Below are 13247 nucleotides of genomic sequence, written 5' to 3'. Positions count from 1 at the left end.
GAAGCTGGGAGTGGAAGAGCTATGGGCAAGAAGGTAACCGTCGTAGGCGCCGGTTTCTACGGCTCGACGACCGCGCAGCGTCTGGCCGAGTACGACATCTTCTCCACCGTTGTGCTCACCGACATCATCGACGGCAAGCCGGCCGGTCTGGCGCTCGACATGAACCAGTCCCGGCCGATCGAGGGCTTCGAGACCAAGGTCGTCGGCGTCACCACCGGCCCCAACGGCGAGGGCTACGAGGCCATCGAGGGCTCGGACGTCGTCGTGGTCACCGCGGGCCTGCCGCGCAAGCCGGGCATGAGCCGCATGGACCTGCTCGAGGTCAACGCCAAGATCGTGCGCCAGGTCGCCGAGAACATCGCCAAGTACGCCCCCAACGCCGTCGTCATCGTGGTCTCGAACCCGGTCGACGAGATGACCGCGCTCGCCCAGCTCGCCACCCAGTTCCCCAAGAACAGGGTGTTCGGCCAGGCCGGCGTGCTCGACACGGCCCGCTTCACCAACTCGATCGCCGAGACCCTGGGCGTGCCGGTCAAGAGCGTCAAGGCGCTCACGCTGGGCTCGCACGGCGACACCATGGTGCCGGTGCCGTCGCGCTGCACCGTCGACGGCAAGCCGCTGTCCGACCTGCTCCCGGCCGACAAGATCGAGGAGCTCGTCGTCCGCACCCGCAACGGTGGCGCCGAGGTCGTCGCGCTGCTCAAGACCGGTTCTGCCTACTACGCCCCGTCGGCCGCCGCCGCCCGCATGGCCAAGGCCGTGGTCGAGGACTCCGGCGCCGTGCTGCCGGTGTGCGCCTGGGTCGAGGGCGAGTACGGCATCTCCGGCGTCTACCTGGGTGTCGAGGCCCAGATCGGCGCCGAGGGCATCAAGAAGGTCGTCGAGGACAAGCTGACCGACACCGAGCTGGCCGGTCTCAAGGAGGCCGCCGAGGCCGTGCGCGCCAAGCAGGCGGACGTCGCGAACCTCTGATTCGCCGTCGTGAGGAAAGGCCGGGACTTCGGTTCCGGCCTTTCCTCGTACACGACCCGGCCGAGCGGCAGACGCATGCAGCGCGTTATGGGCCCTTCGCGCCCGTCCATCTCACGCTCATGAGATGAACTCCGGCCCGACGTGCGAGACGGCCAGCGTCGCTCCCCGCCTCCGCGCCTCGGCGAGTGCCGCCTCCCGGGTTGCGCCGGCCCGCGCCGGGTCGGTGTCACCGGCGTACGGCAGATCGGGATTGACCAGTTGGATGGCGTGGACCAGGAGATCGCCGGTGACCAACAGCGAATCGCCACCCGCCTCGACCCACACCGACTGATGCCCCGGAGTGTGACCGGGAGTCGGCACCACCCGTACGCCCGGAGCCAGCAGCCGCTCGCCGTCGAGCGCCTCGAGCCGCCCGGCCGCACGCAAGGGCTCGACGAGCAGGTCGTGCTGCCCGGCATGCTCACGGTTGGCGGCGTACAGGTCGAGGTCGTCCTGATGCGCCACCACGCGCGCCTCGGTGAACGGCGAATCGCGCGGCACCGCCCACCCCATGTGATCGTTGTGCAGGTGGGTCAGCACGATGGCCGACACGTCACCCGGCTCGATGCCCGCCTCGGCCAGCGCTTCGGGGAGGCGCCCCGGCACCGGCGCCCAGTCGGCGGCCAGTGAGCCTGCCGGCCCGATACCCGCGTCGACGAGAATCACGGGGCCGTTTCCGACGCGTACGGCATAACTCCGGAACCGCAGCAGCCACTCGCCATCCCCCGTACGCGCTGCCGGGTCGAGCGCGTCGGCTACGGCCCACTGCTCGGCGGTCGCCGTCGGAAAGGCCTCCGAGCGCGGCCCGAAGTATGGCCCAGCGGCATCCTCGACAGCGATGACAGTGATGGGTCCGATCGATCGGGTCAGCGCCATCCCACCATTCTGGGCGGGCGATCAGCCCGTCCGCAGCAGGCAACCGTCAGACTTCCCGCGCTGACCACGACCAGGGCCAGATCGCCACCCCCTGCAGCCGGTTTTGTCGGTTTTCCCATGCGGAGCAGCCATCCCAAACCCCCACCCTGGGGGTGATGGAGAGACTATCCCCTGTCAAGGGGGCGTGGCGGGGGTTGTGGACAACCATGGCCGCGTGCTCCTGAACGGGAGCACCCGCCTCGGCGCGCGGGGGCGGCCGCGGTCGGCGCAACAGCGGTCCTGACGCGCAGGCGAACGGCCATTCCGGGAGTGGCATTGGTCGATGCGGCCGCGTTCTGGTCACAGCGCGTCCGGGAGAGGCCAGACTGGGACTGGTGCTCCGGCCGCCGGGGAACCGGGCCGGGGTCGCCCGGCGAACGCGAAGGGTCCTGCAGTACGCTCGTACTGCTAAGCACGGTTTTCGGGAGAGGAGCGCCGGCCGCATGGCGAAAATCAAGGTCACAAACCCGGTCGTGGAGCTCGACGGCGACGAGATGACCCGCATCATCTGGAAGCAGATCCGGGAGCAGCTGATCCTGCCCTACCTGGACGTCCCGCTCGAGTATTACGACCTGTCGATCCAGTACCGCGACGAGACCGACGACCAGGTGACGATCGACGCGGCCAACGCCATCAAGCGGCACGGCGTCGGCGTCAAGTGCGCCACGATCACCCCGGACGAGGCCCGCGTCGAGGAGTTCGGCCTCAAGAAGATGTGGCGGTCGCCCAACGGCACGATCCGCAACATCCTCGGCGGCGTCGTCTTCCGCGAGCCGATCATCATGCAGAACGTGCCGCGGCTGGTGCCGGGCTGGACGAAGCCGATCATCATCGGCCGTCACGCCCACGGCGACCAGTACAAGGCCACCGACTTCGTGGTGCCGAGCGCGGGCAAGCTGACCGTCACGTTCACCCCCGAGGACGGCTCGGCGCCGATGGAGTTCCACGTCGCCGACTACCCGGGTGGCGGCGTCGCGATGGCGATGTACAACTACGACGAGTCGATCCGCGACTTCGCGCGCGCCTCGTTCCGCTACGGCCTGGCCCGCAACTACCCGGTCTACCTGTCGACGAAGAACACGATCCTCAAGGCGTACGACGGCCGGTTCAAGGACCTGTTCGCCGAGATCTTCGAGACCGAGTTCGCCGACCAGTTCAAGGCGGCCGGCCTCACCTACGAGCACCGGCTGATCGACGACATGGTCGCCGCCGCGCTCAAGTGGGAGGGCGGCTACGTCTGGGCCTGCAAGAACTACGACGGTGACGTGCAGTCCGACACGGTGGCCCAGGGCTTCGGCTCGCTCGGCCTGATGACCTCGGTGCTGATGACGCCGGACGGCAAGACCGTCGAGGCCGAGGCCGCGCACGGCACTGTCACCCGGCACTACCGCCAGTGGCAGAAGGGCGAGAAGACGTCGACCAACCCGATCGCGTCGATCTTCGCCTGGACCGGTGGCCTCAAGCACCGCGGTGTCCTCGACGGCACCCCCGCGGTGACCGAGTTCGCCGAGACGCTCGAGAAGGTCTGCGTCGAGACGGTCGAGGGCGGCCAGATGACCAAGGACCTCGCGCTGCTGATCTCGCGCGACGCCCCGTGGCTGTCGACCGACGAGTTCATGAACGCGCTCGACGAGAACCTGGCGCGCAAGCTCGGCGCCTGAGCACCGTGAAGGGCCGCCGGGAACACCCTCGGCGGCCCTTTTCATGCGGCGAATCGCATGTTTATTTGCGTAACCTGTGGTTATACGCGTCGTTTCTCATGACAGAACGGATGACGATCGCGACGCCGAGGGGTCGCCCACCGGTCCGGCCGCCTTGTCCCGGGCGCCGACCGGTTCCCTGCGGCGCTCGTGACCTGCGTAGGCGCCCGCACGCGCCTGCCGTCCCTTCCTGCGGGGGGTCCTGTCCCGGGCCCCCCGCCCCTCTGTCCACAGCCTGTGGAAAACTCCGCGCCGACGATGCGCCGACGATGCGCCGACGATGTGCCGACGATGCGCCGACGATGTGCCAGCGACGCGCCAGCGACGCGCCGACGATGCGCCAGCGATGCGCCGACCATGGGCCGACGATGGCCACTGCTGGAAACGAAGCAGGTCAGCGACGGCTCGCGCAGGAAACGCAGGTGGTCGCGAACGGCCGGATCTCCAGGCGCTCGTCCGGGATCGGCCGCCCGCACGACTCGCAGACCCCGTACGTGCCGGCGTCCAGGCGGGACAGCGCCTCCTCGACCGCGGACAGCTGGGCGCGGGCGGCGCTGAGGACGGACGTCAGCTGGGCCCGTTCGTACGCGATGGTCGCGCCCTCGGGGTCGTGCTCGTCGTCGGCGTTGTCGGACCGCGACGCCTCGAACAGCGCGTGCAGATCGGCGTCGAGGGTCGCGATCTCGGCTACCGCGCGGCTGCGCAGGCCGAGCAGGGCTGCGCGGTGGTCCATCAGATCTCGCGCAGCAGCTGGGCGGCTCGCTCGGGCACGATGTCGTTGACGAAGAAGCCCATCGCCGACTCCGAGCCGGCCAGGTATTTCAACTTGTCGGCGGCCCGGCGGATGCTGAACAGCTGCAGGTGCAGGTAACCCAGCTCGCGGCCCTCCCCGACGACCGCCTGGTGCCAGGCCGAGATGTACGGCATGGGCCGGCCGAACAAGCCGTCGAAGCGGCGCAGCACGTCGAGGTAGAGCGGCCCGAACGCGTCCCGCTCGGCGTCGGACAGCGCCGGGAGGTCGGCGACCTTGCGGTGCGGGGCCAGCTGCACCTCGAACGGCCAGCGCGCGGCCGCCGGCACGTACGCCGTCCAGTGCTCGTTGGCCGCGACGACCCGTACGCCGTCGGCCCGTTCGGCCGCCAGCACATCGGTGTACAGATCACGGCCGGTGCGCGCCAGGTAGGCCCGCGATGCGGCCAGCATGGCCCGGGTGCGCGACGGCACTGTCGGGAACGCGTAGATCTGGCCGTGCGGGTGGTGCAGCGTCACGCCGATCTCGACGCCCCTGTTCTCGAACGGGAAGACCTGCGCCACACCCTCCAGCGTGGACAGCTCAGCTGTCCGGTCGGCCAGGGCGTCGACCACCGTCCGTACGCGGGAAGGGGTCAAGGCGCCGAACGAGCTGTTGTGATCGCTCGTGAAGCACACGACCTCGCACCGCCCGACGCCGGGACGCACCGGCACGAGGGGAGTGACCTCGGTGATCTCGTCGGCGGCCACCCGGTCGCTGAACGACGGGAACTGGTTTTCGAAGACGACGACGTCGTAGTCGGGCGCGGGGATCTCACTGGCGAACCGCTCGGTGGTCGGGCACAGCGGGCAGGCGTCGCTCGGCGGCAGGAACGTACGGGTCTGCCGGTGCGCGGCGACGGCCACCCACTCGTCGACCAGCGGGTCGTACCGCAGCTGCGACGTCGGCGGCGGGGGCGGCAGCTGCCGGGTGTCCGGGTGGTCGGCCCGGTGGGTCTGCGCCTCCTCGTTGAAGTAGATCAGCTCACGACCGTCGGACAGACGGATCGCCGTACGGCTTTTGAAACTCACTGCGCGCTCACAACCACAAGCTCGGGGACCGTCTCGGACAGCAGGGTGCGGGCGGCGTCGTCGAGCCCGTCGTCGGTGATCAGCACGTCGGCTCGTTCGAGCGGGACGATCGAGGAGATGCCCACCGTGCCCCACTTGGTGTGGTCGGCCAGCACGACGAGGCGTTCGGCCGCCTCGACGAGGGCACGATTGACGTCGGCCTCCATCAGGTTGGGCGTGGTGTAGCCGGCCCGCTCGCTCATCCCGTGCACGCCGAGGAACAGCATGTCGAGGTGGAGCGTGCCGATCGCGGCGACCGCCACCGGGCCGACCAGCGCGTCCGAGGGCGTACGGGTGCCGCCGGTCAGCACCACGGTCTGGTCGGGGCGGCCGGCGCGGTAGAAGACGTCGGCGACCGGGATCGAGTTGGTGACCACGGTCAGCGCGGGGACGTCGACCAGGCGCTGGGCGAGGCCGGCAGTGGTGGTGCCCGCGGAGAGCGCGATCGCGTCGCCGGGGGAGACCAGCGAGGCGGCCCGCATGGCCATGGCCGCTTTCTCAGTACGCTGGCGCACGCTCTTCGCCGCGAAACCGGGCTCGTGGGCCGAGCCCGGGCTGACCGTTGTCGCCCCGCCGTGTACCTTCGCCAGCAGGCCGCGGTCGGCCAGCGACTCGAGGTCGCGGCGGATGGTCATGTCGGAGACGCCGTATTCTGCGGCGAGCTCGCTGACCCGGACGCCGCCGGCGGCCCGGACCCGGTCGAGAATGGCTGCCTGGCGCTGCTGAGCAAGCATCAGCGGACCTCCGCCGGGAACCGCACTAAATCGAACACGCCCGAACACTACCTGGCGTATGGGCGTGAGCGAAAGAGTAAGTTAGATACCTCGCCCTCGCTTGTGCAACGCGGAGAGAACGTTCTCAACCTTCACTGCTCCGGTCATTGCCGCAAGAGCAATCGCCGTACGGGGTTCTTTCCAGTTCGCCCGTACGGCCTCCTTGCTGAACTGCCACGCCTGACTGCGGTTGCCCGTGGCCGCCGACCAGCACGCCAGCTGCCCGTAGACGCGGGCCGCACCGGGCCGGCAGCCGCTGATCTCCGGGTGCCGTTGCATCATCCAGCGCAGGGAGCTGATCTTGGTCGCGTACTCGTAGGCGTAGTGCGACGTGCGGCCCCACAGGACCCGTACGAGGGGCTCGTCGACATGCACGACGGGCGCCCGCCGGGCGGCGCGCAGCAGCAGGTCCCAGTCCTCGTTCTGGCTGCCCGGGGCGTCCTCGGCGACCAGCCCGATCGCCTCCGGCGCCAGCGCCGAGCGGCGGATCAGGAACGACGACGAGTGCAGCATCGCCATCCGGGAACGGGCCAGCTCGTCGACCGTGACGCGGCTGCGCCCGGCCAGCCGCGGGGTGCACTTGCCCTCGTACTCGACCTCGATGGCGCAGGTGGCGAACTCCGCCTCCGGCTCGGCCAGCACGGCCGCGACCTGGCGGCGCAGCTTGTCCGGCTGCCACACGTCGTCGTCGTCGCAGAACGCCACGAACTCGGTGTCCAGCGCGAGGATCCCGGTGTTGCGCGCCCCGGCCAGCCCCGAGGTCCGCCAGTTGGTCAGCACCAGCACCTGTACGCCCTCGGTCGAGGCGAGCAGGTAGTCCGGCTCGGTCTGGTCGTAGACCACCAGCACCTTGATCTCGCCCGGATAGCGCTGGTCCCGGACCGCGCCGATCGCCTTGCGCACCAGCTCTGGGCGGTTGCGGGTGGGGATGACGACGCCTACGGACGGCCAGTTCATCGGGTCTCCTCCAGTGAGAGCGGGTATCCGTACGCGCGCAGCATCGGCCCGCAGACCGTTCCGACCAGGCGCCTCTGGTTGCGGGGGAGCGAGCGTTTCCAGGCGTCGTCGCGGCGCAGCGGCACCCGGCCGACGGTGAAGCGCATCGGGTTGCCGGCGGCGCTGTGCCCCACCCGCAGGTCGGCGTAGCCGTCGCCGACGAAGTCGAGGTCCTCGGGCATCAGGCGCAGACCGGCGAAGTCGCTGATCGCGGACAGGCGCGACCGGGGGTCGTGGAGGAACTCCTCGTACCGCAGCCGGTGCATCGACACTCCTCGTTTTCCGAGCAGTCCGAAGGCGGCGTTGTGAGCGTTCCACAACAGGGCCGAACGTCCGGGGGAGTAGCGGGTCATCTCCTCGGCGCCGTCCGTCTCGGGTCGCGACACCTTTTTGGTCCATGAGTACGCCACCCCGCGCGCGTCCCGGACGACGTGCACCACGCGCAGGTCGATCTCGGGCGCCCAGCGCAGCACGTGGGCCAGCGCCGAATGCTTCGACGAGTCCACGACGACCCGGGCCCCGGAGACCTCGGCGGCTGCTTTGTAGACACGCGCGTAGAAATGCGCGTACTCGTGCACTTCGTCGGGCGCCTCGACCGCGGTCGCGAGCCGGGGGATGTGCCGGGTGCGCTCGACGGCGTCGCGGAGCGCGTGCACCCGGTCGACGTCCACGTTGTGCCAGCCGCCGAAGGCGTGCCGCCCGACCCGCTGCCAGAACGTGCAGGCCGAGAACCGGGCGCCGCAGCCGCAACGCTCGTCGTCACGGATGTCGCGCTGCCAGAGGTGGACCACCTCGCCCAGTGCGCAGACTCCGGGCAGTTCGCCTAGCAGGCGTTCGACGAGTGTTGTCCCACTTCGCCCTAATCCACCCAGAAAAAGCACACGTGCCACTTTGGCCTACCTTCGCTCGTTTCGCTCGTATAACGAGCCAACAACCGTGAAGGAGGCGTTGCGTGTCAGTCGAGGCTTTCGACCGGGTCGAGCTGGACGGAACCGGCATCGATCGGATCACCGAGGCCGAGGTGGTGGCCGTCGTCCGCGACGCCCTCGCGCACGGACGCGGGGGGCGGATCTTCACCCCGAACGTCGACATCCTCCGGCGGGCGCAACGCGACGACGAATGCCGCCGCCACCTCGACGACGCCGACCTGATCGTGGCCGACGGCATGCCGCTGGTGTGGGCGAGCAAGCTCCGCGGCGCGCCGCTGCCCGAACGGGTGGCGGGCAGCAGCCTGATCTGGTCGCTCTCGGCCGGGCTGGGCCGCGACCAGCGCTCGATCTTCGTGCTGGGCGGCACTCCCGCGGCCGACGACGCCACCGCCGACGGCGCGACCCGGGCCGCCGACCGGTTGCTGGCCGCCTGCCCCGGGCTGCGCCTGGCCGGAACGTCCTGCCCGCCCTACGGCTTCGACAACGACCCGCAGACGTACGCCGACCACTGCGCGAAGGTCGTCGACGCGCGGCCCGACCTGGTCTTCGTCGGGCTGGGCTACCCCAAGCAGGAACGCCTCATCTCGCGGCTGCGCCCCGACCTGCCCGGCACCTGGTTCATCGGCTGCGGCGCCGCGGTCAACTTCGTAGCCGGCGACATCGAACGCGCGCCGCGCTGGATGCAACGCACGGGCCTCGAGTGGGCCCACCGCCTCGGCACCGAACCCCGGCGGCTGGCGGGGCGCTACTTGAAACACGACGCCCCGTACGCGTTGCGGCTGCTCGCCCAGGCCCCGGTCCAGCGCACACGCGTCCGCTGAGCCGGACGCATCCGGGGGTCCTCGTCGACGACCTCGACGGGCTGGCCGCCGGACTGGAGGCCGCCGGTCGCCCGGTGCGGTGGGATCCCCACTTCCCGGGCAACCGGCTCGAATTCCTGGAGCCCGTCAGGGAGTGAAGTAGGGGTCCTTCGCCATCCGGTGGAACTCCTGAAACGCGGGGTTGTCGCCGGTCAGCTGGAACTGTTTCTTCGGGCCGTTGCCCTCCGGGTTCGACTCGAAGTAGGCGATCGCCTTGATCTGCGGGTTCGCCTTGAACGTGCGCCGCGCGTCCTTGAGCCACGCGGCCCGGCCAGCCGAGCCCCACGCCTTGGCCACGCCGAACTCGCCGATGACGATGGGCTTGGGGCGTTGCGCGGCCCACGTCAGGAACGGGCCCATCAACGTGCCGATCGGTTCGAACCGTTCGCCGGCGTAGACGTCGACGCACGTCCAGTCGACCTGGTCGTCGCCGGGGTAGAAGTCCGGGGCGTCGCCGCGCATGAAGCCTTCGGCGGTCGGGCACCACACCCATGACACGTTGGTCGCCCGTTCCCGTTCGAAGATCGCCCGTACGTACTTCCACGCCGCGATGTAGTCGGCGCCGGACCACATCGTCGCGCGCAGGTTGGGCCGGTCCATTTCCCAGCGCATCCGCAGCAGCACCGGCACCTTGATCTTCCGTACGGCCTTGGCCTGTTTGCGGATCAGGTCGTCGTGCTCGCCGTCCAGGATGGACCGGTTGTCGCCGGTGGCCCAGCTGACCATCAGCGTGGCGCCGCGGGCCAGGAACTCCTTGTCCGACGGCGTCCCGACCATCTGCTCGAAGCGCCGGTACGTGTTCACGATGTGCAGCGGGCGGCCCAGGTCGGACTGCAGGCTCTCGACCGCGGCCAGCCGGCCCACGTGGGTCAGCGCGTCCGGCTTGATCCACGCCCCGAACAGCGCGCCACGGGCGGGCGCCCGCACCGGCCCCGACCTGAAGGGTCCTTTGTTCACCGCCACGGCCCGGGGCGCGCTGGTCAGGTCGGGGGCCGGTGGCTGCGGCGGCTTCTCGTCCTTCTTGCCGAACGAGCAGCCGCCCAGCAGCGCCAGGGCCAGGAGGATGACGAGGAGCCTACGCATGGACTCGCCGGGCGGTGTAGAGGACGTTCACCGCGTACGCGTCGCTGCCCGGCAGCCGGCGCACGGCGGCGTCGGCGGCCCGCGCGACCGGGTTGCCGTGCAGCGACGGCGTGATCATCGAGAAGCCACGGCGTTCGACGATCACGAAGCCGTGCCGGTCGAGCAGGGTCGCGACCTGCTCGTGGGACAGCTCGGCGAACCAGCGCTCACCCCGGTGGCGACGGGCCCGCAGGTGCCGCACCGAGCCCGCGTTGCCGTGGTTCTCGACGACCAGGATGCCGGAGTCGGCGCTGGGCAGGGCCTTGGCCGCGAAGGCGAGCGCCCGGTCGCGGACGGCCTCGTCGACGTTGAGGAGCAGGCGGAACATGGTCACGATGGCGGGGAAGCCGGCCGGCGCGGGGTGCGGCACGGGCCCGTCGGCGGCCACCTGATGCCAGTTGGCCCGCGACCCGACCTCGGCCGCCTTGGCCATCATCTCGGCCGACGTGTCGTAGCCGTGCGCCTCGCGGACCAGCCCGTGCAGGGTGCGGATGGCCCGGCCGGTGCCGCAGGCGAAGTCGTGCTGCACCGGGGCCAGGTCGCCGAATTCGCGGCGCACCAGCGTACGCAGGTAGTCCTGCTGCCGTTCGTTGATCTGCGAGGCGTAGCTGTCGGGCGCGTAGGTGATGTTCTCGTACTTCTCGACGGCGTCCGTGTCCTGGAACACCTTGGTGTAGTCGGTGGTCAACTCGTCCTCCTCATGGGTTTGAACGCGTCCAGAGCGAGCGGGACGCGCAACAGCCAGGCGCCGGCCAGGAAAACGGGCACGGCGACAAGCACGGCCGAGGTCCGGCCGAGGGACACGGCGGTCAGGCACCACGGCAGTACGCCGAAACAGGCGACCGCGAGCAGTCCGGCCGCCCGGGTGCCGCGGCCGAACGGGTGCAGCCCGGCCGACCGCCCCACCTGGATCAGCGGCAGCAGGTTGTTGACGACCATCGAGCAGGCCAGCCCGATCGCCGCGCCGAGGGCGCCGTACCGGGGGATGAGCAGCACGTCGAGAACCACCGTGACGGCCAGCGCGACGAGCACGTTGACCAGGTTCCACGACGTACGCCCGGCCATCGCCAGCACCATGTCGACCATCCCGCAGCCGGTGGCGACCAGCATCGCGCCGGCCAGCACGGCCACCACCGCGACACCTTCGGCGGCGTACCGGTCGCCGAAGAGACGCAGCCACACCGGCGCGAAGAAGATCACCAGCAGGTTGACCGGCCACGTGACCAGCACCAACCAGCCGGTCGCGGTCTGGTAGAGGTCGTTCGCGGCCCGCCGGTCACCCACGGCCAGTGCCTCGGCCAGTCGCGGCTGCACGGACTGCGAGATGCCCTGGTTGGCGAACTGGATCAGCACCACGAACCGGCCCGCCACCGCGTAGACGGCCGCCGCGACCAGGCCGCCGAACGCCGCCACGAGCAGCACGTCGATGCGCTGCAGGGCCAGTTGCGCCACGCTGGCGATCGCGCGGGGCCCGGTGAACCGCCAGAACTCGCGACGCAACGCGGACCGTTCGGCCCGCCGAGTGGTCACGCCGGGCGCCTTGGCCTCGCGGTAGAGGCGTCTGAGGGCGTACGCGGAAAGGATTGTCACCGGCAGGTAGGGGGCGGCCCAGGCCAGCGCGAACATCGGGAGTGAGGCGGCCGTCCACAGTGCCGTGACACCGGCGAGGCCGACGAGCCCGAGCTGCATGCCGCTGCGCAGCAGCCGGTCGAGGGTCACGGTGGGTCGCATCGCCCGGTAACCGCGCGTGGCCGTGAGCAGGGCGTCGGTCATCGCCTGCAACGGCAGGAACAGCGCCAGCACCCGCAGACCTGCGGTGTGCGCGCCGACCACGTGTGCGGACTCGCCCGCGGTCAGCCGGGCGATCGCGGGCGCGGCGAGCCACATCGCCACCGCGAGCACCACCGACAGCACCATGACCGGCATCAGGCCGGTACGCAGGCAGGCGCCGAGCAGGTGGGTACGGCCGGTGGCGCGCAGGCGGGCCGGCCAGTAGACCAGCCCGGTCTGGGTGCCCAGCTTGGCCAGCCCGCCGGCCAGCACGAACGCGGCGGTGGCGGCGAAGAAGGCGCCCGCCTGCTCGGCTCCCAGCGAACGGGCCACGATCCAGGTGACCGCCACCCCGGTGCCGCCGGCCAGCGCCGAGCCGGCCATGTTGGCCAGCCCGCCCCGGGCCGCCCCGCGCGCGCCGGCGGCCGGCTTGTCTAGGACCGCCATACCGGCTTGCGTCCCAGCCAGCGGGCGAGGGCCTCGTCGTGCGGCAGGTAGTAGTCGGTCAGCTCGCGCCGCAAGGCCGGGTCCATGTCGCTCTGGCGGGGGCGGGCGTTGTGCCGTTCGAAGACCGGCCGTTCGAGATAGCTGGGCAGGCCGAGGAACTCGCACACCTCGTCGTAGACGTCCTCGGGGTGGCTGAAGAAGCGCTCGCTCTCCATCACGTGGATCCGTTCCCGGCCCACATGCTGCGCCATCACGCTCAGGTAGCGGGCGTACTCCCCGCGCGCCCGGTAGGCGTGGTGCTGGTGGCTGAAGCTGTAGAACCCCGGGTCCTCGGCCAGCCGTTCCTCCTGCTTGTGCAGGCGGGCCGGTTCGAGGGCCAGCGCGGCCCCGAAGTCCCGTTCGGTCTCGAAACCGCGGGCCACCTCGTGGTGGTGCTGCGAGTACGCGCGCTCGACGGGGTCACGCACGAGCACGAGCAGCTTGGTGTCGGGCAGATCGCGGGCGATCCGGGCGGCCGCCTGCGGGTGGTACATGTAATACGGACTCGACTCGAAGGTCTGCGGCGGCACGCCGTAGCGCTCGCCGATCTTCTCGCCGCTGCGCACCAGCGGGAAGTGCGCCTTGTACCAGGCCATCCCGCGGTCGTACGAGACGTCGAAGTAGTGCACGCCCTTGTGCAGGACGGCCTTGAGCACGACCGGGTGCCCGGCCAGCGCGCGGTACAGCGACGTCGTGCCGCAGCGCTGCCCGCCGCAGATCAGGAAGGTGGGCGTCATCCGGCCCGGCGCGGTCAACCGGCCGTAGGAGCGGGACCCCAGGTGCACGACGCGCTTCATCGGCGCCGGCAGCTTGCGTACGTCCATG

General features: G+C 70.5%; 13 protein-coding genes. 3 read left to right on the top strand and 10 right to left on the bottom strand.

Annotated elements, in window-relative coordinates:
• Positions 1 to 21: 21 nt before the first annotated feature.
• Positions 22 to 972, top strand: coding sequence for a malate dehydrogenase (gene mdh / locus C8E87_RS11725; protein ID WP_133873129.1), 951 nt, complete (start codon positions 22 to 24; stop codon positions 970 to 972).
• A gap of 117 nt (positions 973 to 1089) precedes the next feature.
• Here the strand turns inward: mdh and C8E87_RS11720 are convergent, their stop codons facing one another.
• A complete protein-coding gene (locus C8E87_RS11720) occupies positions 1090 to 1887 on the bottom strand; it encodes an MBL fold metallo-hydrolase (RefSeq protein WP_133873128.1) in 798 nt (265 codons plus the stop codon).
• A 482-nt stretch (positions 1888 to 2369) separates the two neighbouring features.
• Between C8E87_RS11720 and C8E87_RS11715 the strand changes: the two genes are divergently transcribed.
• Positions 2370 to 3587: an NADP-dependent isocitrate dehydrogenase gene (locus tag C8E87_RS11715; protein WP_133873127.1), complete on the top strand. Its 1218-nt coding sequence runs from the start codon at positions 2370 to 2372 to the stop codon at positions 3585 to 3587.
• A 433-nt stretch (positions 3588 to 4020) separates the two neighbouring features.
• On the opposite strand, the gene C8E87_RS11710 is transcribed toward C8E87_RS11715, so the two are convergent.
• The 5 genes from C8E87_RS11710 to C8E87_RS11690 all read right to left on the bottom strand — a co-directional run bounded on the left by C8E87_RS11710 (position 4021) and on the right by C8E87_RS11690 (position 8145).
• Positions 4021 to 4359 (bottom strand): TraR/DksA family transcriptional regulator, encoded by a 339-nt coding sequence (locus tag C8E87_RS11710; RefSeq protein WP_133873126.1) that lies wholly within the window; start codon positions 4357 to 4359, stop codon positions 4021 to 4023.
• Positions 4359 to 5447, bottom strand: coding sequence for a galactose-1-phosphate uridylyltransferase (galT, locus tag C8E87_RS11705; RefSeq protein WP_133873125.1), 1089 nt, complete (start codon positions 5445 to 5447; stop codon positions 4359 to 4361). Before galT ends, C8E87_RS11710 begins: the two co-directional genes overlap by 1 nt.
• The gene (locus tag C8E87_RS11700; protein WP_133873124.1) at positions 5444 to 6220 is read right to left on the bottom strand and encodes a DeoR/GlpR family DNA-binding transcription regulator; all 777 of its coding nucleotides are present in this window, start codon (positions 6218 to 6220) and stop codon (positions 5444 to 5446) included. Before C8E87_RS11700 ends, galT begins: the two co-directional genes overlap by 4 nt.
• A gap of 81 nt (positions 6221 to 6301) precedes the next feature.
• On the bottom strand, positions 6302 to 7216 hold the full coding sequence (locus tag C8E87_RS11695) for a glycosyltransferase family A protein (protein ID WP_133873123.1): 915 nt from the start codon (positions 7214 to 7216) through the stop codon (positions 6302 to 6304).
• Positions 7213 to 8145 (bottom strand): sulfotransferase, encoded by a 933-nt coding sequence (locus C8E87_RS11690; protein ID WP_133873122.1) that lies wholly within the window; start codon positions 8143 to 8145, stop codon positions 7213 to 7215. The genes C8E87_RS11695 and C8E87_RS11690 overlap by 4 nt, the downstream gene beginning before the upstream one ends.
• Positions 8146 to 8207: 62 nt before the next feature.
• Between C8E87_RS11690 and C8E87_RS11685 the strand changes: the two genes are divergently transcribed.
• Positions 8208 to 9005, top strand: coding sequence for a WecB/TagA/CpsF family glycosyltransferase (locus C8E87_RS11685; RefSeq protein ID WP_133873121.1), 798 nt, complete (start codon positions 8208 to 8210; stop codon positions 9003 to 9005).
• Between the two features lie 126 nt (positions 9006 to 9131).
• Here C8E87_RS11685 and C8E87_RS11680 read toward each other — a convergent pair whose 3' ends face one another.
• Genes C8E87_RS11680 through C8E87_RS11665 form a run of 4 tightly spaced genes read right to left on the bottom strand, consistent with a single transcriptional unit; the run spans position 9132 to position 13246 of the window.
• Entirely contained in the window at positions 9132 to 10127 is a 996-nt protein-coding gene (locus C8E87_RS11680) for a glycosyl hydrolase (RefSeq protein WP_133873120.1), read from the bottom strand.
• On the bottom strand, positions 10120 to 10854 hold the full coding sequence (locus tag C8E87_RS11675) for a methyltransferase domain-containing protein (RefSeq protein ID WP_133873119.1): 735 nt from the start codon (positions 10852 to 10854) through the stop codon (positions 10120 to 10122). The genes C8E87_RS11680 and C8E87_RS11675 overlap by 8 nt, the downstream gene beginning before the upstream one ends.
• A complete protein-coding gene (locus tag C8E87_RS11670; protein ID WP_133873118.1) occupies positions 10851 to 12383 on the bottom strand; it encodes a lipopolysaccharide biosynthesis protein in 1533 nt (510 codons plus the stop codon). Before C8E87_RS11670 ends, C8E87_RS11675 begins: the two co-directional genes overlap by 4 nt.
• Complete coding sequence (locus C8E87_RS11665) at positions 12371 to 13246, bottom strand: sulfotransferase domain-containing protein (protein WP_133873117.1); 876 nt, start codon at positions 13244 to 13246, stop codon at positions 12371 to 12373. Before C8E87_RS11665 ends, C8E87_RS11670 begins: the two co-directional genes overlap by 13 nt.
• Position 13247: the final 1 nt, after the last annotated feature.

Source organism: Paractinoplanes brasiliensis, assembly GCF_004362215.1.
GTDB lineage: Bacteria > Actinomycetota > Actinomycetes > Mycobacteriales > Micromonosporaceae > Actinoplanes > Actinoplanes brasiliensis.
This window is presented reverse-complemented; position numbering and strand designations above follow the sequence as displayed.